An 18,908-nucleotide genomic window follows, 5' to 3' on the forward strand; every position below is an offset into this window, starting at 1 on the left:
TATTATTCCACGGTCACGCCGGAAAGCCGACTGGTACCGAAGATGGCCGGGACATAGCCCTTAACGCTTCTCGCGACCGCGGTGATCGTGTCTGCACCGCCGAGGATGACCGCCGGAACTTCGGCATGGAACTCCTTCTGGGCCTGTTTGTAGAGCTCAATGCGCAGTTCCTTGTCCGTCACGGAGCCCGCCTGGCTCATCAGGCCGTTAAATTCCGTGTCGCACCATGCGCCAATATTGGACGGGCTGGGCTTGCCGGCCGGGTCGCAGGTGAAATAGTTGTTCGGGATCTGGCTCGGATCCGGAAAGTCATAGATGCCTCCGAACATGCCGACCTGTGCCTCGCCATTGCGGGCACGGGTGATGTATTCGCCCCATTCGTAGGAGATGACGGTTGCCTTGACGCCGACCTTTGCCCAATCCGCCTGGATCATCTCGGCAGCACGGCGGCCGTTCGGCATGTAGGGGCGTGCAACGGGGATGGCCCACAGTTCGGTCGAGAACCCGTCCTTGTAGCCAGCCTCGGCAAGAAGCTTTTTGGCAAGTTCCGGATCGTAGCTGTAGGCGCCGACATCCTTGTCGTAACCCCAGAGCGAGGGTGGAATGACCGCCCCGGTGACGGTTCCCATCCCGTCATAGACTTGGCCGACGAGCGGCTCGATGTTGATCGCGTGTGCGAGGGCTTCGCGGACGCGTTTATCCTTGAACTTCTCGTCCCTGAAATTGAAGGTGATGAAGCCGGTCGAGGCTACCGGGGTCTGCACCGCCTTCAGCGTTCCGCTGTCTTCGATCATCGCGCGATCGGCAAGGTTCGGATAAAGTGCGATCTGGCATTCACCCGCGATGGCACGCTGCAGCCGCACCGACGCATCGGCGCCGATTGCCATGACGACTGTATCGAGCATCGGCGTGCGCGCCGGATCCTTGATCGCGGCTCCCCAGGTATCCGCGAACGGCATCAGCCTCACGAGTGCGTCCTGCTGATAGGCCTGCAGCTGGAATGGGCCGGTACCGATCGGTTCCCGGTCGATCAATTCCGGCGTGCCCGCCTTGGCGAGTTGCTCGGCATATTCGCCCGAGGTAATGGCCAGGGACTGGTGCGCCATGATGCCGATGAACGGGGCAAGCGGTTGTTTCAATGTGAAAGCGACGGTGTAGTCGTCGACCTTACGGACCCCTTCCAAGGCATCCGCAAGCTTGGTGTTGAACGTGATATAGGTGCCACCATTGACCTTGGCATAGGGGTGGTCGGCCTTCATCATTCGTTCAAATGTAAAGATCACGTCGTCCGCATTGAATTCCCGGCTTGGCTTGAACCTGTCGCTCGACTGCCACTTCACGCCATGCCGCAGCGTGAACGTATAGGTTTTGGCGTCGTCGGAGACGGTCCAACTCTCCGCGAGTGCCCGTTCGATCTCGGACGAGCCTGCCTTGACCGAAACTAGGCCGTCATAGATTTGTCCGAGCACAAATGAGGTCGTGCCGTTGCTGGTCATTTGCGGATTAAAGACTTCCGGGGAACCCTCGATGCAGACCGACAGCATTGCGGCATTGGCGGGGGCAGCTGCCATGAGGGCAAACAGGTAGAGGCCGAGTGTCTTGTTCATATACTTCCGTTCCCTTCTTTTGCGGCCTTGGCATTATTGATCACCAGCCGGCCTTGGCAGGGCCGTCCGCGGAGCAGTGTGCCCGACGCAGTTAATTGGTTTTCTTGCTTGGTTCCCGACCGGTGCTTTTGCATCTTCTGGAAGAGAGACGATCTTGCTTGCTGGATAGAAGCGCATTGACAATATGATTGTCAAATAGCTTGTTGTCCTATCATTATAACCAAAACTCATGGTGCGGGATGCGGCATCAAGGATGCGGTCAGGGATGAATATCAGGCAGCTCGAAGCATTTCACATGACGATCGAAACCGGATCGGTGACGTTTGCCGGGGAGCGGCTCGGCATTTCCCAGCCGGCCGTCAGCAAACTTCTGAAAAGCTTTTCGGAAGCCTGCGGATTCAAGCTCTTCACCCGCAGCGGCGGACGGCTGGTGCCGACGCTCGAGGCCCGCCTACTGGCCGCCGAGGTTGACCGGATGTTTGCCGGGACAAAGCGGATAGCAAAGCTAGCCGAGGCGGTCCGTAATCGGGAGTGGGGTGAAGTGACAATCGCGGCGCCCGCGGCGTTTTCCACGCGTTATCTCACGCAGGCGCTGTCGCCATTTCTGGCCGAGCAGCCCGACATGCACCTGACCTTGCAGAGCCGGAACTCGCCACGGATCGGAGAACTCGTCGCGGCGGGGCAGGTGGATATCGGTATCAGCGTCCTGCCTTTCGACCAGCCCAATGTCCGCTCGGAGATCATCATGCGCTTCGCCATGGTCTGCGTGCTCCCCGCAGGCCATCCGCTTGCCGCAAAGCAGGTGGTGGAAATCGACGACCTGCGCAACGAATCATTCGTCTCGCTGCCCCGGGACGATTGTTCGCTGATGACGGTCGACCGCGCGTTTCAGATGCGCGGCGTACAAAAGCGCACCCGGATCGAAGTCCCGCTGTCGGAAACCGCGTGCAGTCTCGTCGCCAGCGGGGTCGGCATCTCGATCGTGCCGCCGTTCGTCGGGCTGGACTATCCGGAAAGTCGCCTTGTGCGCCGTACCTTGCTGCCGGAAACCCTCATGAATGTCTGGCTGCTGACACCTTCCAGCCGGCCGCCCTCGCTCGCCTCTCAGAAACTGGTCGAATTCATCCGCACGGCCGTTTCGCCTTTCAATCAGTGACCTAAAAGACGCGACTAACCAGTACAGGGCCGCAGGTTCGGATTGGCTCAAGGCGTCGGAGGAAGGTATGGCAGCTGAGCGACAATTCCGCTCACGACTGATGGCAAGAGCTGAAAGCGATGGAGAGCCATGGTCTTTCAGCGCGAGTCATAGGTCACGGCGCCAGCGCTCGGCTCGAGCGCTCCACCGCGCTTAGTGCCCGGTAGAAGCTATCTTCATGTGAAGATCCTTTATACGAGTGATCGGATGACGCGGCGTGGACAATAAGCCGAATTCGACGTCTGCTTACCAACGACCAGACGGGGTGACGACATCGTCGCGGCTTAAAGAGTTTGTTCCTGCCGCTGTAGGAGATGGACGTCCTTACATATCCATTTTGCACCCGATCCCTTGGGAACGTCGGCCCGCTAGTCCCACGCCTGCTTGGTCTCAGCGATATCAGCCGGCGGCGACATGTCACGATTACCGACGATCTCCGCAAGACACATCACGGCCTTCCACCTGGTAACTGGGGTGGAGGCCCAATGGATTGACGTTGGATAAAGCTGGTGGCGAGTACACGAGAGCGCGGCGGTTCAGTTACCCCTGAAATCCGTTGTACGAGCATTTGAGCGCTTTCGAAACCAAGCCCATACACCGGTTGCGCAATCACTGTAATCGGCGGGCTAGTCACACTCGTCCAGTCGGCATCATGAAATGCAACGAGCGACAGATCTCCGGGAATGGACATGCCCAGTTTACGAACTGTCTTGAATACCTCAAGCGCAACCACGCTGTCAGACGCGAGAATGGCGGTCGGTCGTTCGGCGCCCTGGAGCAGTTGCGCTATGATATCATCATCCGCCTTCCGGCGATATGCAGCCAGACGGATATAGCGCTCCGGGTGCTCTATCCCCGCTGATCGGCTAGCCGCTACGACACCCTCAATTCTATTCATCACAGTACTTAAATTGATCTGGTGTGGCCCGCTATAAACGGGATCATCAGACTCCGTTGCAGAGATGTAGGCGATACGTCGATGACCCACCTCAAGCAGCGCTCGGGTTGCGCCCTCTGCAGCGTGACGATCGTCGGTGACGACGGAGTCGACTGTAAGCCCAGGCACGGTCCGATCGAGGAGAACCATAGGCCGTCCCGATCGGTGAATGTCGTGCAGGTGCTGTGCATCGAATACCGATGCAGGAGTTATGATCAGCCCATCCACCCGCTTTCCTAGCAGAACCCGTACAGCCGCTTTTTCCTTTGCGGCGTCTTCTCCGGAATTGGCCAAGATGACGTCGAACCCGGCACCCCGCGCCGCATCGCTAATCCCTCTTACAGCTTGCCCGAAATACTGGTTCTCAATATCGCCTACGATCACACCGATCGTTTTCGACTTTCCCGTTGTCATGCTGCGGGCAAGTTCATTGGCTTGGTAGCCAAGCTTCTTTGCAGCCTCGAGCACTTTCTCGCGAACTTCCGGGCTCGCTGTTCCATAATTACCGAGCACGCGCGCAGCCGTTGCCTTCGCAACACCTGCGTTTTGCGCAACGTCCAAAATGGTTACCAGGCGTTTCGAGGTTCTCTGCATCATCGGCCCATGACATAGGTGGAGAAAAAAATGCCGTCAAGGAAAACACTTGATTGACAAATGAGACCGGTCTCAACTACGATTGATACCGGTCTCATTGCTTAATAGTATGGTGCTGGCTTATTAGGAGGGGGCGCAATGATGGGTGCAAAAAAGCTTCGCTGGGGCGTGCTGAGCACCGCCGGTATCGGCCGAACACACGTCATTCCTGCGATGCAATCCGGCGAACTGACCGAAGTCGTTGCGATTGCATCTCGCGATGCTGCCCGCGCCGCGAAAATGGCTCGAGAACTTGGAATTGCCAAATCTTATGGTTCCTACGAGGAACTGCTCGCGGATCCGGAGATCGATGCGATCTACAATCCGCTTCCGAACCATCTGCATGCTCACTGGACTATTCGAGCGCTCGATGCCGGCAAGCATGTGCTTACGGAAAAGCCTGTGGCTCTTAATGCACAGGAGGCTGCAGACGTTCTTGCGGCACAGCGCCGAACCGGCCGGGTCGCGCTTGAAGCGTTCATGGTGCGGTTTCATCCGCAATGGGAAGGGGTGCGCGATATCGTTAAGAGTGGCCGTATCGGTGAAGTTCGCGCGATGCAGACGATCTTCTCCTACTATCTGACCGATCCACACAACATCCGCAATCAAGCGGAGATCGGCGGGGGCGGGCTATATGACATAGGCTGCTACGCGATCAACACCGCCCGCTATCTGTTCGACGGCGAGCCAGAACGCGTAATCGGCCTCTTTGACATCGATCCTAATCTTGCAACGGATCGCTTGACCAGCGCCCTTGCAGAGTTTTCTGGACATCGGCATCTGGCCTTCACATGCTCAACCCAGCTGTCGCCCTGTCAGAGGGTGCAGGTCCTCGGCACCGCGGGCCGCATCGAAATCGCCATTCCCTTCAATCCGCCTGCTGGCGCCGAGGCATCGATTTGCGTTGATGATGGTTCGGATCTTTCGGGAAGCGGACGAGAAATCATCGAGTTTCCGATTGCCAATCAATACACCCTCCAAGGCGATGCTTTTGCCCGTGCGGTTATGAATGGCAATCAGCTCCCTTGGGATATTACGGATGCGGTCAAGAACATGCAGGTACTTGATGCCCTCTTCCGCTCCGGAAAGTCTGGACGCTGGGAAATAACGGCAAGCTCTCAAAATTAACGGGGTCGCTCGGGTTCGGCGCCGACGAGACATAACTTTTGTCCAAGAACGAAGGAACATAGTGTTGATAACCTCATCTTCAAACCAACGGGTCGCTGTCATCGGTGGCGGTATTTTCGGTGTCTCTTCTGCGCTGCACCTGGCTCGGCTGGATGCGAAAGTGACGTTGATCACAGAAGGCGCATTCGCCAGTGAGGCATCCGGGCGGTCGCTGGCATGGCTGAATTCGGCGCGCTTCCGTTCGGCCGAATATCATCGTCTGCGGATGATCGGCATCGATCGTTACCGAACCTTAGCAAGTCGCAACGAGGGAGCTTCTTGGCTGCGCTTCGATGGCGGGCTGACCTGGGACGCCGACGATAAGTCAAACCGGATCGCTGAAGCTTTTGCCTATGAAAAGGCGATCGGCTACGACTGCCGGCACGTTAGCGCAAACGAAGTCGCTGTCGTGACGCCGGGTATAAATGCGGCTGCGATTACTCAGCAGGGTGCGATTTTTAACCCCGGCGAAGGATGGGTAAACCTGCCAACGCTTATCGATATCATGGTGCAGCAGTTTACCGCTCTTGGCGGTCAGGTCATCAGCCATGCCGGAAAAGCATCCGTCGATATCAAGGGCGGACGTGCGACTGGGGTCTCCACCGTCGCTGGCAACTCCATTGAGGCCGATGCGGTGTTGGTCGCAACTGGTGCGGCGGTCCCGGGCATGGCAAAACAGGCAGGACACGTCATCGCGGACGGTACGCCGATCGCTCTGTTGGTCAAATCGAAACCGTTCAATTGTGCCGTCCGTGCTGTTCTCAATACGCCGGACGTGGCCCTGCGTCCGACACCTGACGGTGCGATCGTGTGCGATTCCGCATGGTCTGAAGCGGAGCTCAACAGCAGACCCGACGGAACGTACGAAGTGAAGGACGAAACGATTCGCCGTCTGCTTTCGGAAGCCTCGCGTGTGCTCGAAGGCAATCCCATTCTAGAGATGGAAAGCTATCACTGCGGCCCGAAGCCGGTTCCTGGGGACGGGGAGTCGGTCATCGGTCCTCTTGACGGCATTGAGGGCTATTTCGTTGCATTCAGCCACAGCGGCGCCACGCTCGGTCTGATCACCGGCGAACTGATTGCGCGCGAGATTGTTGCCGGCGAAGTTAGCCCTCTTCTGGCCAATTTTCGTCCGGCGCGGTTCATGAACCAAAACCAGGCGATTGCGTCGTAGGTCAACCGCTCCGGAGGATTAAGCGATGACGGCAAGCGATAAGACTGTAGCAATGACCGATCCAGACATCGCCGTAGAGTTGTCCGGCGTCGATAAATGGTTCTCGATCGTGCAAGTGCTGCACGGCATTGACCTGACCGTCAGGCGGGGAGAGAAGGTCGTCGTCTGCGGCCCTTCGGGCTCTGGTAAATCAACCATGATCCGCTGCATCAACCATCTGGAAAAACATCAGAAAGGCCGTATCACCGTCAACGGTACGGAACTGACGGAGAACAAGAAGAACATCGAGCGCGTCCGGCAGGATGTCGGAATGGTGTTCCAGAACTTCAATCTCTATCCTCACCTGACGGTGCTTGAAAACTGCACGTTGGCGCCGCGCTGGGTAAAAGGCGTAGCCAGGAAAGATGCGGAAGCGATTGCGCATTCCTACCTCGAACGGGTGCGGATCCCGGACAAGGCGAATTTTTATCCGGGTCAGTTGTCCGGCGGTCAGCAGCAACGTGCAGCCATTGCCCGATCGCTTTGCATGAACCCAAAGATCATGCTTTTCGACGAGCCCACCTCTGCACTTGACCCGGAACTCGTACGCGAGGTTCTGGACACGATGGCGCAGCTTGCAAGCGACGGCATGACCATGGTCTGCGTCACGCACGAAATGGGTTTCGCGCGCCAGGTGGCGGACAGGGTGGTCTTCATGGATGCCGGTCGGATCGTCGAGACCGCGCCGCCGGACGAGTTCTTCAGCAATCCACGGGAGGCTCGGACGAGATCCTTTTTAAACCAGATACTGCACTAGCGGTTTCACTCCCCGCAAACATAACGTTTGCGGCAAAAAGCATACGGGCGGTCAACGTTCGATGGACAAACAGTCAAACCAAGGGACCGACAGTGATGATTAAATCCATCAGCATGATTCAACTCGCGGCCGTGGCGCTTGCCGCGTTTTCGCTTCAGGTTCTCCCCGCATCTGCCCAAACAATGCCGGAGGCGATCAAGGATGCCGGCGTTATCCGCATCGGTGTAAAATGCGATTCTCCTCCGTTCGGAGCATCCGGCCCCGACGGCAGGTCGGCCGGCATTGAGATCGAAATGGCGAAGCAGATAGGCATGGCTGCATTCGGCTCCGCAGACAAGGCTGAACTAAGCTGTGTGGCGACGGATGCACGCATCCCATCACTGACAGGCGGAAAGATTGACCTTATCATCGCCACGCTCGGCAAGACCCCAGCGCGCGAACAAGTAATCGACTACTCCGATATCTACTACTGGGGCAGCAGCCGGGTGATCGTTCCTAAGGACAGCAAGGTCCAGAAGCTGGCCGATCTCGATGGCAAGTCGCTGCTCATCATCAAAGGCGGCTCACAGTTGAAGTGGCTGAAAGAGCGCATCCCGAGTCTGAAGTTCGTCCAGTTAAATACGAATGCTGACAACCTGCAGGCGCTGCAGCAGGGTCGCGCGGACGGCTATGTCGGAGATGCCATCACGATCGCGACGCTGGCATCCAACTATCCGGAATTCCGCATCCTGGAAGAACCGGTAGATCTCGGCTTCAACGGAGTCGGCATCCGCAAGGGTGACGACGAGCTCAAGGCGTTCGTAAATGGCGTCGTCAAGAAGTTGAAAGACGAAAAATTCTATTCCAAGACGGTCCCGACCTTCGTGAAGGATCCAATCGTCGCCGCCGAAATGGTCAAATCCTTTGAGACCAATCCGCCGGCTACGAAGTAATCGCGTGATCTGACCCTGGTAGCACCGGCTGCCAGGGCCAAAACATCGGCGACCTTCTTGTAGTTGCCTTGAGGACGATGAACATGGATTTTGGCTACATTCTCGAAGCCTTGCCGGATCTGATGACCGGCCTCAAGATGACGCTGATCGTCAGCTTTCTTGCGATCCTGCTCTCATGCGCGATCGGCGTTTTGGGTGCAATTTTGCGAACGAGCGGCATCAAGCCGGTGCGATATGTCGTTACGGCCTGTGTCGAGTTCATTCGCGGCACACCATATCTGGTCCAGATTTTTTTCATCTTCTATGGACTTCCGAGCCTTGGTATCAGGCTGAATATATTTTGGTCCGGTGTAGTTGCACTGACGACCTGGGCAAGCGCGTTTCAGATCGAAAACTTTCGGGCGGGTCTAGCTGCCGTCGGCAGCGGAATGCACGATGCTTCCGCATCGATCGGACTGAAGCGCTGGCATCACGGGATGCTCGTTGTCCTACCCCTGGCAACGCGCGCCGCTCTGCCATCGGCGATGAACACGATTGTCGCTACGGTGAAGAACTCGGCCTACCTTCAGGCCATCGGCTTGGTCGAGCTCACCTTCGTTGCCGTCGACCGCATCGCCTACGACTTCCGCGCGATCGAAATGTTCGCTTCGATTTGCGTGATTTATCTGATTTGCGTCTTCACCATGTCCGGCCTCGGCTACGTGGTCGAACGACGTCTCAACCGACCTTTCGGCGGGAGATAGACAATGCTGCTCTTGGAATTTCAGTCTTTCCTTCTTCAAGGTCTGCTCAACACCCTGCTCCTGTCGTCCGTGATGATCGCTGGTGGAACTTTCTTTGCTGTGATTTTTGCGGCTGGTCTTTCTGCGCAGTCAGTCTGGGTAAGACGCCCGGTCTACGGCCTCGTTGAATGCCTTCGCGACATTCCGCTTATGGTCACCGTATTGATGGTCTACTTCGTTCTGCCGCATGCGGGATTGTCGCTTGATCCATTCTGGTCGAGCGCGCTCAGTGTTTCAGTCTGGGGTGGGGCCAATGGAGCGCATATCATTCGCGCCGGCCTAGCGTCCGTACCTGCAGGCCAAAGAGAAGCGGCACTGTCCTCCGGCCTCAGCGGCTGGAAGGGTCTGGCACTCGTCGTCATTCCCCAGGCGATGCCCATCATCCTGCCGCCCTATGTCAGTCTGATCACGAGCCTGATGCAGGCAAGCTCTCTGGGGGCTGTGCTCGGCGTCAACGAGCTGTTGCGTTCGGCACAGATCCTGATCGAGCAGACGACCATCGCCCGCGGCGGGAGCCCAGCCTACTTGATCTATGGCTCCGTTCTCGTTGTCTATTTTGGATTGTGCTGGACAATTTCTGCCTTCGGTGCGCAGCTTGAGCGATATTTCGCACGGCCATACCAGCGCGACAGCGCAAATAGCGGGCAGTCCGCGCCTGTGCCTCCTACCGTTCAAATTTCGACGACTTGAGCGCCCCTCAATGATGCACTTGCATGCAATATACAGCCGGCGCTTGCTCGGTGTTCGGCGAAACATTGATCGGTCTGAGAAGCGGCAGCCCGCCAAAACAGTATACGCAAGACCCATCCCTACCGGTACCCAGAAGATTCCCCTGTGAAGGGTTCGAGTCCCATCAAGCCGGCATCTCGACAGTGGCTCTATACTATATTTGTGAAAATGGTATAGCGAGGATCGCGGTGCGTAGTGCGTTGCATTGGGCTAGCGCAGGCGCGCAGCGTCCACTCGGTAAAGTCGAAGCTTCCTTGCTGAACGCAACTATACTAGATTTGCTAAAAAGATATAGAGGCCGGCGTGATTAAACAAATTGACCTCATGTTTCGCACCATGGTCGCGGAACTCCAGCAACGGGCATTCGACGATGATTGGGCGGAAGATTTCCCCCCATCGGGTAGATTCGTGCCCGTGGCAATTAATGGTCGACGTTACTGGTATTTCGACAAACCCGACGGTGAGGGTGGGCAGAAGCGCCGTTATGTCGGGTCTGCCGACGACCCCTTGATCTCGGAACGGGTCGAAACCTTTAAGGGTGAGAAGTCAGACTATAAGGCTCGCCGCAAGTACGTTTCCACGCTAACGCGCGAAGCCGGTTTGATTGCCGCTGATCGCTTTACCGGCGATATCGTACAGGCGCTTGCCACGGCCGGTCTCTTCCGGCTGCGCGGTGTTCTCATCGGCACTGTCGCTTTTCAATGCTACTCGGCATATCTTGGCATCCGGCTGCCTTCGGCGGCGATCCTAACAGGTGATGCAGACCTAGCCCAGGATTTCGCGATCTCCGCCGAGGTGGCAGATTCGCTGCCGCCGATCCTCGATCTCTTAAAAGGGCTTGATCCAACGTTCCGCGCAGTGCCGCATATCAGCGGCAGCTCCCAATCTCATGCCTTCCGGAATCAGAGCGGTTACAGGGTCGAGTTCATGACGACAAACAGGGGAGCCGAAGAATATTCGGACAAACCCGCCAACATGCCCGCTCTCGGCGGCGCGTCAGCCGAACCGCTGAGATTCATGGATTTCTTGATCCGCGATCCCGTTCGTTCGATCTTGCTACATGGTGCCGGTATCTCAGTCGTTATCCCTGATCCTTGCAGGTACGCGGTGCACAAACTTATCATTGCCGGTCGCCGCCAGAATGACGCCGGCGGCCAAGCTAAACGGGATAAAGACCTTAGACAGGCGGGAATACTATTCGACGCCCTGGCGGTCACGGGCCATGGGCCATCACTGACTGACGCTCTGGAAGAGGCATGGGATCGCGGACCTGCTTGGAAGCTGGCGATCTCGGAAGCAGCCGAAACCATGCATAAGGAATATTGGGGCGCTATCAATCGAATGGTTGGCGTTATCAAGAGATAAAGGTTAGGCCTGCTCGAAAGGACGGCCCTATGACAATACTCATTCGCATCGGGTTGCGCTCGGCCCAACCTCTGTCTGAAACAGCTCTTCATGCTGCTTTTCAGCCTGGTTCAAAATCTTGGCGGCCAATGCTGCCTGTCCTCCGGGAGAAAGCGACCACAGTGCTGTTGCACGACATCAGGCCAACCCGAAAAGCAAATGAAATCAACAGGACGCTGTGACCTAATAGGAAGCAATGGTTCCTATCCGTTCAAGAGCATGAGAGGTGGCATCGCTGCATCTACCTAATGAATGTCGATTGTTTGCGCTGGACCGATATGGAGCTAATCCACTGGCCTGACGAATGTGCCGTTGATCCAACCTTCTGCGCCGGAGGTAGTAGACTTGACCCGCCACCATTTGCCGTTTTTTTCGAGTACGAGTAGGTTCGTACCGTTCGTAAGTGTTTCGATCTTTACATATGCGGCATCTGGCCCCTCTCGTAGGTTGAGGTCCGTAGCCGTCCTAACCTCTTCTCGCGGCAGGTCCTCTTTTCCAACACTGACGGCGGGCTGATCAAAGACTTTTGGGGTTGAAGAGACCTCCTTGCTCTCGAGCGGCGAAAGTTCGTCCGTAGGCCTAGAGCCTTCTTCGATCATCTCCACTGGCTTTGAGTGTGGCACTGCGAGCGCAACTTTCGTGGCCGCGTCGAAAGCCACTCGAATGTCCTCGTCGATAGATCGAATGACAGCAACTTGCGTTGTGTCGGCGGAGGTGGATGCTCCTGGCATTAATGTCGGTGGGACTATACGCCCGGGTGTGGCACCTGCTGGATCCATGGGCGTTGGGGGTTGTGATGTGACCACAGGGGACGAGACTTCATTCGCCTTGGTGTTGCTGATGCTAGAGTGCGGCCGAGGTTCTTCGGTCGATGTTACGTTGGCAATCATGACTGCTGCCGCCGTCATTCCCACGATCAGCCAGAATCCTTGGTATGACATTGCCATGGTCACCTCAACTCACATCGAATTCGACTTGTTTCAGGCGGTTGTAGGCATCAACCAACGCTTGTGGCGGGGTTGATCTAAGGGCACTCGCGTGATCGGCCAAATGCTTAAGATCCGCGGGCGCTTTGGTGAGCTCTCTCTCGAGTTCAGCCCGCTGCTTCGCAATATCGTTCTTCACGGCTTGCACGGCAGCCGGATCGGTGGGGATCGAGGCGTTGAATACGAACTTTCTCTCCACGGTTTTTGCCCAAGTCTCAACATCGCTGGCTAGGGAGAGACCGAAGCCGGGAACGTTTGTCACAGGCCGTTGCTGGACATCCCAGGCGTTTTCAAAACCATAGGATTCCAACGTCGCTTTCCGGCCCCTGCCGACGCGCGGAATTTTGGCCCTATCGATCCTATGTGACTCCATATGCTTTTCGAGCTGCAGCTGACGCTTTTTTTGCTCCAAAACGGCGAGCCGTTCGCGCTCCTTCTGGGGAAGGATTGCATGAGCAGACGCGAGATCAACGTAGTGGTTGCGCCGCTTTTCGAACGTCCCGGGACCCGCGTTGCTTTCCCAGATTTTCTGCTGCTCGTCCCACCCGCTTTTGGCGTCACTCAGTTCCGTTGCGAACCGTCCTTTTATGTCCATAGAACGGAAAGCTACGACTATGACGCTGATCAGAAGTGCCACGCCCCAGAACCCGCTTACGGCGGACATGAGGTAGAGAGCCACACCCGTTGCGACGACGCCGGCAGCAACGGCAGCGTTCCGTTCTCGCCGCGCCTGTTTTGCGGCCGCAGATCGGCTCAGTCCTGGTAGAGTTCCGATAACCTGCTCAGGATCGGGGGCCCGAACCGGTGCTGGCATGGTTTTGATTGCAGTCAGGAGCTGCCCAATATCCATGATTGGGGCGCCCGTATTGAATTGAGCAGGAAACAGCGATCGCCCCATAGTCCTTTCAAGTCTGCACCAAGGGCAGCCGCTCAATTGGCGGGGGTAGGCGTGTGACTTGTCCGCAGGACAGGCCGCGAGGTCGCTCTCGACAGCTTTCAGGAGGATCCCCCAAGATGCCGCCGTTGGCCGTGCACCAGGCTGCATGCTTGGCCTAAATGCATCTTCGAAAGCCTTACGGATATTTTCGCCATAGTCGCCAAGTGCTGGCACAAACGGCGGAGGCTCCATCATCGTCTGGGTTTTTTGGGAGCTGTAAGCGAACCGGCCTTCTTTGATGGCCGTCTTGATATCCGTGTCGCCTTTTCCAAGAAATTTGCCGGCGAAGGGGTGTCTGCCAAGAAAGAGGAGCTGGAACAGAAGAACGGCAAGACCGAAATTGTCGTGGTTCGGGGTCCGGTCAACCTTGTCGAACTGTGCCCCCTGCAACTCTTGGGGCGTGTATTCAGCCACACCGACGAGGCAACGGTACGTGGTGCTGCCAGATCGATACTGGAAAGAATCGCTGTCGATGAGAGAGACCATCGCCTTATCAGAGACGAGAATTCCCGAATGGTTGATATCGCCAATCACACAGCCGGTCGTGTGGATGCTGGCGACGGCGTTTGATAAGTTGATTGCGGACCGCAGCAGAAATTTCAAGTCGGCGGTTGGAAACTCGACTTTGCGACTTCCAGGGCCGTAGAGGTCATGGACGCTCTTGTACCCAGTCACCCTCTTCATCGTGAAGCCCAGGAATTCGCCTGACGACGATGTGAGAGTGTCGACGGGAAAAGCGACATAGTCCGATCTATGATGAAGAGTGGCGGCCACCATCGCCGCGACCTTATCCCGACGCTCGTGCGCTTTCCCAGGATTGTAGATTTTTGCTGCGAGATCTGGAGCCTCGGCAATGTGGTAGACTGCTCCTTCACCCCCCTTACCGATAACCGATCCAAGAGTGAGGCGGCGACCATCGGATGAGGTTACCGTCTTCATGCCCTGAGCCCGAGTATCAGGGACTTGTCATCATCAGTGCGCTCGCACACGGCCGGGGTTGCCAGATAACTCTGCAGAGCGGCCGAAAGGTCTCGGTCGAGGGATTGGGCTTGCGATGTTTTCAGCGGCGCGAGCATTCTATCGAAGAACGGCTGGTGCGCCCTCTTCGAGACATGGTCGAGCACCAGACGTTCGATACCGTCCGAAAACACGGCAAACTCTTCTACAACTCCTTCGACAACTGTGACGACTAACCGGGGTTGTGGGTCATCGGTCACGAAGGAAGTTGTAGATGCGTACTCACCCTGGAATGGCCATGAGGGGACGATCCATTCTCCCGTGCCAGCCTGCTTTAGAACAACAGCTCCGTCACCGACGTGGACAACAACAGAGTGTTCTGGGCCTGCGAGCACAGCAACCAGTGTCGCAGCGAAATCACGCGGCCGCGCATCGCATTCTTTTGCCTTGATGTTGATCGCCTCCCGAATAGCGTCGATCCAATCCCAGACATCATCCTCACTCAGGGATGACAAAGATGATCGGGCGAGAAACGACCTGCAGGCCTTCAAAAAGCCCAGAGACACGGTTCGCGAGCCGATTTCAGCATGCGAGGCACTGCCGGCGCCGTCTGACACGACTGCAACCATGACAGGGCCTTCAAGAGTGAGAAACTCCTTAGCGCATGCGTAGTCCTGGCACGGCGTTCCGGTCTTAGTATGTGAAGTCCCGATTGACCGAGCTCCAGCCCACCGCCAGGATGCGCGCATCAAACGGAAGCCCATCCTTCCGGCGTGGCCGGGTTGGACAGCGGCACGGCGTCGCCAGGGTTCGATTGCGAGACGGAACTAAGAGAGCTCGAAAGCCACGAGAACAGATCCCGAAAGCGCAATTCCTTGAGGGTAAGCGGAGCGCGGGCGCTGAGCTGGCCGAGGACTTCCATGTTTGCACCCTCAACTCCTACCGCAAAAAACGAGAACGCCTTTTCAGCCTCGCCCGCTTTCACCTCGTTGGCCGCAGCGTGCCAGGAATCCGTCGGCCCGCCATCCGTGATGAGGAACACCCATGGCCGGTAGTAGGAGATACCGTTTTGGCGATACTGGTTCTTACGATCCCTTAACAGCTGCAGGCCCTGTTCAATCGCCGCTCCCATGGGAGTGTCACCTTGGGACTGCAATTGCGGGGCATACCATGTCTGTACGCCTTGAAAATCGTTCACGATCGAGACCGGACCGAACGTGACAATGCCAACCTCGACGCGCTTTGCCGCCAAGGAATCCGCAAACAATTCATCGCGAAACTGGACAAGGCCGTCGTTGAGCTCGCGGATCGGTCTGCCATTCATCGAACCGGAAACGTCTAAGATCAGCAGGCAGGGACAACGCGGTTCCGGGTTATCGACAAACTCCGCCCCTTCGAATGGCTGTTGCTCGAATGGATTGCTCATGTCGGGTGCTCTTTCTTGAGGGAACGTCAGTTCGCCACGATTCCGAATGTATCCAGGACTTCAGGGGTAATTGTCCCGGTGACTTTCAGCCGGTAGTCCGTTTGCATAGCGGTCAACGCCGTCTTACAACTCGGACCAACTTTTCCATCAATCAATCCGGTATAGTACCCGTAAGCAGTTAGCGCGGACTGGACCTGCATCGCGATGCGTCTGAACTTGTCTGTGTTGCCAGGCAGCGTCTTGAGTGGTGCCGCAAGTGCGGCAGCCGCGGGCGGAGTTACTACCGGCGCAACTGGGGCCGCTGGCGGAGTATAAACAGGCGCGGGGGCGGTATAGGTCGGAGCGGGCGGCGTGTATGACGGGGCCGATGGAGCCGTGTAGGTAGGGGGGCTGTAGTTTCGATAACTGTAGCCACCGCTGCTGCTGGAGCGGTGGCTCGAGTGCGAACGGTGCGAGCTATGAGATCTGTGTCCCGCCAATGAGAAGATATGCTTGAGCTTCAGCCTTTCGAGCACGGATGGCTGTCCATTTTTGGCGGTGACGAAGTCACCTGGCACGATTGCCCCGGCCTTAGATGGCAAAAATCCCGCAGCAATCAGCGACGGAATTAGGAATAGCCTTTTCTTCATAACGCCCCCAATCCCGCAAATCCCTCTTTGTGACTATACCATTCGAAGAAACCACCACAAGCTGCGCGAGAGCCGCATCTCTGGCAAATATCGAGATACTTCTGCTTCCAGTCTGAGATTGTTGACAAGGCAAACTCACGGTATTGCGGAGGCACCGAACAGAGCGGAAAGTTGTAGAGAGCGATAGAGATGCCGCGCGCTGCGCTCATATCGATCGCCTTGGCTATCTGTGTAAAATCGGTGGAGGAGTCGTGGAACGACGTCGCCCAATTCATTCGCCCGTAGCCGATGCGTTCCATCTGCATAATCGCCCAAACGTCGATACAGCTTAGGCGCGTAAACAAAAAATTCGCTAGGTCACTCAATCGGTCCTTGTTCTGTTGCATGACAACAGTCCGCAGTTCGATGGAAGACCCGGCTTTTATGAGAATGCCAAGGCCGCGCTGCAGATTTTGGAACGCGCCATCTTTTCCCACGATACGATCATGGGTGAGCCTGTCCGCGGCATATATCGGGATGCCCCAGAGTATCCTCTCCGTACCCAGGGCCACCAGACGCGCGATGTCTTCAGTGACGAAATGCTGACCGTTGCTGAGAATATGGAACCTGATGTCTGGCCTGGTTGAGGCAACAGTTTCAACCATTGAGAACAATCGCTCCTTGTGCAGCAAGGGCTCTCCGCCGGAGATGCCTATCGTTGCGTTGAGGGGGGCGAGACTTGCAGCGACAGCGAACTGAGAAAACAAATCCGCATGATGCTTCTTAGGCGGCTGCGAGCACATGACGCACAACTGGTCGCACTGCTCGGTCACCAAGAACGTGTTGTGAGGCGACTTCGAACGGATCAGCCGATGGGCTATACGTTGTCCCGGCAAGGCCAAGATAACGTCGCCGTCGAAATTCTCGTCATCCTGTCTGTGCAGCCCAAATGAAAACCCGTTGTAGTCGTATTCGAGCCTTGTGCCCTCTGTATCCACCAGCACAGCATCGTGCTCGGTCTGGCAGTTCTGTGGCTCGTTGCGAAGCCTGATGACGAGAGGTTCAACGATCGGAAGTGGGTCGATTTTGAGGCGGAGATCGATCATTGATGACACCGGGCGATCGAAGCATCGAAGCTCGGAACTCCGGCCCAGATCGCAAGTGACTTCCGAATTTTCGGATCATCGGAGTAGATCATAGCGAAGATCTTGTCGAAGAGCGCAATGTGCCGCTGGCAGAAATCGGTCTGGTCCTTCGGAAGATCAATGCGTCCGTAGCGGGAGAGGTCATCAACGAGATCGATGCCGCAATAGGCCTGATAGGTGCAGTGAACACAGTCAGGATGGAAGTTGTTTGCAGCTTCCTCATTCAATGCATCTACCGTGGCCATCGACATGCCAGTGAAGACATCCCCCATCGACAAATCGAACTGCCCGACACGGCTCACCATCCGTGCTTCGTCCGTCGGATAGATCTTACCGTCGTGATCGATCACGACGTATCCATGTCCGACAATATTAGGGTTACGAAGATCGACGTGGCCGTTATGTCCGGCTCTCAATATTCGGCGCAGGCAATGAACGAAGTAGTATTCCTCGGCGGGGACTTCGGCCGTGAAATTGAACTCCACAAGTTCGTCGATAAAACTGGAATGATAGGCATTCCAAACTGACGATGATGCCCGCGCATCGTATCGTTTACGGGCAAACCCCTGGTAATTGACCGGCCTGAGATAAATGGAGTTCATGCCTCGGCTTGTGTACGCCTCGATTACTGATTTAGGCTCCGGTGGCCGCCGGGGATCGATTGTGGGGAGTGCAGAGACCTTACCATTGCCCAAGCGGGCGATCGCGGCATCGAGGTTGTCGACGAACTGAGCCGTCCGCACCGACTTAAACGTCCTTTGAAGCTCGTGTGTGGACACATCCCCATCGAGGGACGTGCTCACATAGACGTCGGTCAGGCTCAAGAAGCTCCAGACCTCATCCGACACGTCCTGCAAGTTCGTGCATACGACAAATTCGCAGCGTTCGAACCGGGACCTGCAGAAATCGCGAACGGTGCTGAGGATATCCAGGCGGAGCGTTGGCTCTCCGCCCTGGAACTCAATTTTTATCTTGGGTGTCGTGATCGTACCAAGGAAAGTGAGCACAGCTTCGAGCGTTTGGTTGCTCCAGTCGAAGCCCGGAGTATTCTCATTCACTCTGGATACCTGACAGTAGCCACAGGCAAGATTGCACCTCAGGGTGGGAACGAGGATGATGTAGTCCAAAGGTCCTGGGGCATATAACCGGCTGGCGAAGCGGTACTCGAAGCCGGAATAGGCGAGGTCTCCTACCTCTTCGAAAGCGTGACCGTTGCGAAGCAAGAATGCATCGTCGTCAGCCGTGAACTGGTCGTGGGCATAGCGTGATAGAAATGCGTCGTCGGACTTGAAAAAACCGCCCGCGTCGTCGCAGAACAGGACGTCGCCGTCGGCTGTTTGCCGAAATTTGAGAGGGAAGACGGTCAAATTCCTGTCACCCCCGCGATCAGAGTAGTGCGGAGCGGGAGCGTCTCTGCATATACCTTCTGCCGATAAAGACAGAATAGGAATTGCCGCTCGAGGTCGTTGGACATCAAATCAGCCCCGGTGCTC

General features: G+C 56.6%; 17 protein-coding genes. 8 read left to right on the forward strand and 9 right to left on the reverse strand.

Features of this window, described 5'->3' with window-relative positions:
* Nucleotides 1-2: 2 nt before the first annotated feature.
* On the reverse strand, nt 3-1,607 hold the full coding sequence (locus tag J3A65_RS22735; protein ID WP_209904067.1) for an ABC transporter substrate-binding protein: 1,605 nt from the start codon (nt 1,605-1,607) through the stop codon (nt 3-5).
* Nucleotides 1,608-1,872: 265 nt separating this feature from the next.
* On the opposite strand from J3A65_RS22735, the gene J3A65_RS22740 reads away from it, so the two are divergent.
* Nucleotides 1,873-2,763 (forward strand): LysR substrate-binding domain-containing protein, encoded by an 891-nt coding sequence (locus tag J3A65_RS22740; RefSeq protein ID WP_209904069.1) that lies wholly within the window; start codon nt 1,873-1,875, stop codon nt 2,761-2,763.
* Between the two features lie 487 nt (nt 2,764-3,250).
* On the opposite strand, the gene J3A65_RS22745 is transcribed toward J3A65_RS22740, so the two are convergent.
* The gene (locus tag J3A65_RS22745; RefSeq protein WP_209904071.1) at nt 3,251-4,336 is read right to left on the reverse strand and encodes a LacI family DNA-binding transcriptional regulator; all 1,086 of its coding nucleotides are present in this window, start codon (nt 4,334-4,336) and stop codon (nt 3,251-3,253) included.
* A gap of 135 nt (nt 4,337-4,471) precedes the next feature.
* On the opposite strand from J3A65_RS22745, the gene J3A65_RS22750 reads away from it, so the two are divergent.
* The 7 genes from J3A65_RS22750 to J3A65_RS22780 all read left to right on the forward strand — a co-directional run bounded on the left by J3A65_RS22750 (nt 4,472) and on the right by J3A65_RS22780 (nt 11,317).
* Complete coding sequence (locus J3A65_RS22750) at nt 4,472-5,500, forward strand: Gfo/Idh/MocA family oxidoreductase (RefSeq protein WP_245341749.1); 1,029 nt, start codon at nt 4,472-4,474, stop codon at nt 5,498-5,500.
* Between the two features lie 64 nt (nt 5,501-5,564).
* Nucleotides 5,565-6,713, forward strand: coding sequence for an FAD-binding oxidoreductase (locus J3A65_RS22755; RefSeq protein WP_209904073.1), 1,149 nt, complete (start codon nt 5,565-5,567; stop codon nt 6,711-6,713).
* Nucleotides 6,714-6,738: 25 nt separating this feature from the next.
* Nucleotides 6,739-7,509: an amino acid ABC transporter ATP-binding protein gene (locus tag J3A65_RS22760; protein WP_281064470.1), complete on the forward strand. Its 771-nt coding sequence runs from the start codon at nt 6,739-6,741 to the stop codon at nt 7,507-7,509.
* Nucleotides 7,510-7,622: 113 nt separating this feature from the next.
* Nucleotides 7,623-8,441: a transporter substrate-binding domain-containing protein gene (locus J3A65_RS22765; RefSeq protein ID WP_245341750.1), complete on the forward strand. Its 819-nt coding sequence runs from the start codon at nt 7,623-7,625 to the stop codon at nt 8,439-8,441.
* Nucleotides 8,442-8,563: 122 nt separating this feature from the next.
* Nucleotides 8,564-9,184 (forward strand): amino acid ABC transporter permease, encoded by a 621-nt coding sequence (locus J3A65_RS22770; RefSeq protein ID WP_281064479.1) that lies wholly within the window; start codon nt 8,564-8,566, stop codon nt 9,182-9,184.
* 3 nt (nt 9,185-9,187) lie between these two features.
* Nucleotides 9,188-9,913, forward strand: coding sequence for an amino acid ABC transporter permease (locus J3A65_RS22775; RefSeq protein ID WP_209904080.1), 726 nt, complete (start codon nt 9,188-9,190; stop codon nt 9,911-9,913).
* A 345-nt stretch (nt 9,914-10,258) separates the two neighbouring features.
* A complete protein-coding gene (locus J3A65_RS22780; protein ID WP_348635255.1) occupies nt 10,259-11,317 on the forward strand; it encodes a GSU2403 family nucleotidyltransferase fold protein in 1,059 nt (352 codons plus the stop codon).
* Nucleotides 11,318-11,640: 323 nt separating this feature from the next.
* Here the strand turns inward: J3A65_RS22780 and J3A65_RS22785 are convergent, their stop codons facing one another.
* From J3A65_RS22785 to hxsB, 7 genes are all read right to left on the reverse strand, one after another.
* Complete coding sequence (locus J3A65_RS22785; RefSeq protein ID WP_209904090.1) at nt 11,641-12,015, reverse strand: SH3 domain-containing protein; 375 nt, start codon at nt 12,013-12,015, stop codon at nt 11,641-11,643.
* Nucleotides 12,016-12,310: 295 nt separating this feature from the next.
* Nucleotides 12,311-14,218 carry a protein kinase domain-containing protein gene (locus J3A65_RS22790; RefSeq protein WP_209904091.1) on the reverse strand — a complete coding sequence of 636 codons (1,908 nt, stop codon included), beginning with the start codon at nt 14,216-14,218 and terminating at the stop codon, nt 12,311-12,313.
* Entirely contained in the window at nt 14,215-15,000 is a 786-nt protein-coding gene (locus J3A65_RS22795) for a PP2C family serine/threonine-protein phosphatase (RefSeq protein ID WP_348635250.1), read from the reverse strand. The genes J3A65_RS22790 and J3A65_RS22795 overlap by 4 nt, the downstream gene beginning before the upstream one ends.
* A complete protein-coding gene (locus J3A65_RS22800) occupies nt 14,985-15,662 on the reverse strand; it encodes a VWA domain-containing protein (RefSeq protein ID WP_209904096.1) in 678 nt (225 codons plus the stop codon). The genes J3A65_RS22795 and J3A65_RS22800 overlap by 16 nt, the downstream gene beginning before the upstream one ends.
* A gap of 26 nt (nt 15,663-15,688) precedes the next feature.
* Entirely contained in the window at nt 15,689-16,291 is a 603-nt protein-coding gene (hxsA, locus tag J3A65_RS22805; protein WP_209904098.1) for a His-Xaa-Ser repeat protein HxsA, read from the reverse strand.
* Nucleotides 16,288-17,376 (reverse strand): His-Xaa-Ser system radical SAM maturase HxsC, encoded by a 1,089-nt coding sequence (gene hxsC, locus J3A65_RS22810; RefSeq protein ID WP_209904100.1) that lies wholly within the window; start codon nt 17,374-17,376, stop codon nt 16,288-16,290. The genes hxsA and hxsC overlap by 4 nt, the downstream gene beginning before the upstream one ends.
* On the reverse strand, nt 17,373-18,782 hold the full coding sequence (gene hxsB, locus J3A65_RS22815; RefSeq protein WP_209904102.1) for a His-Xaa-Ser system radical SAM maturase HxsB: 1,410 nt from the start codon (nt 18,780-18,782) through the stop codon (nt 17,373-17,375). The genes hxsC and hxsB overlap by 4 nt, the downstream gene beginning before the upstream one ends.
* Nucleotides 18,783-18,908: the final 126 nt, after the last annotated feature.

The sequence above is a fragment of the Rhizobium sp. PvP014 genome, assembly GCF_017876855.1.
GTDB lineage: Bacteria > Pseudomonadota > Alphaproteobacteria > Rhizobiales > Rhizobiaceae > Neorhizobium > Neorhizobium soli.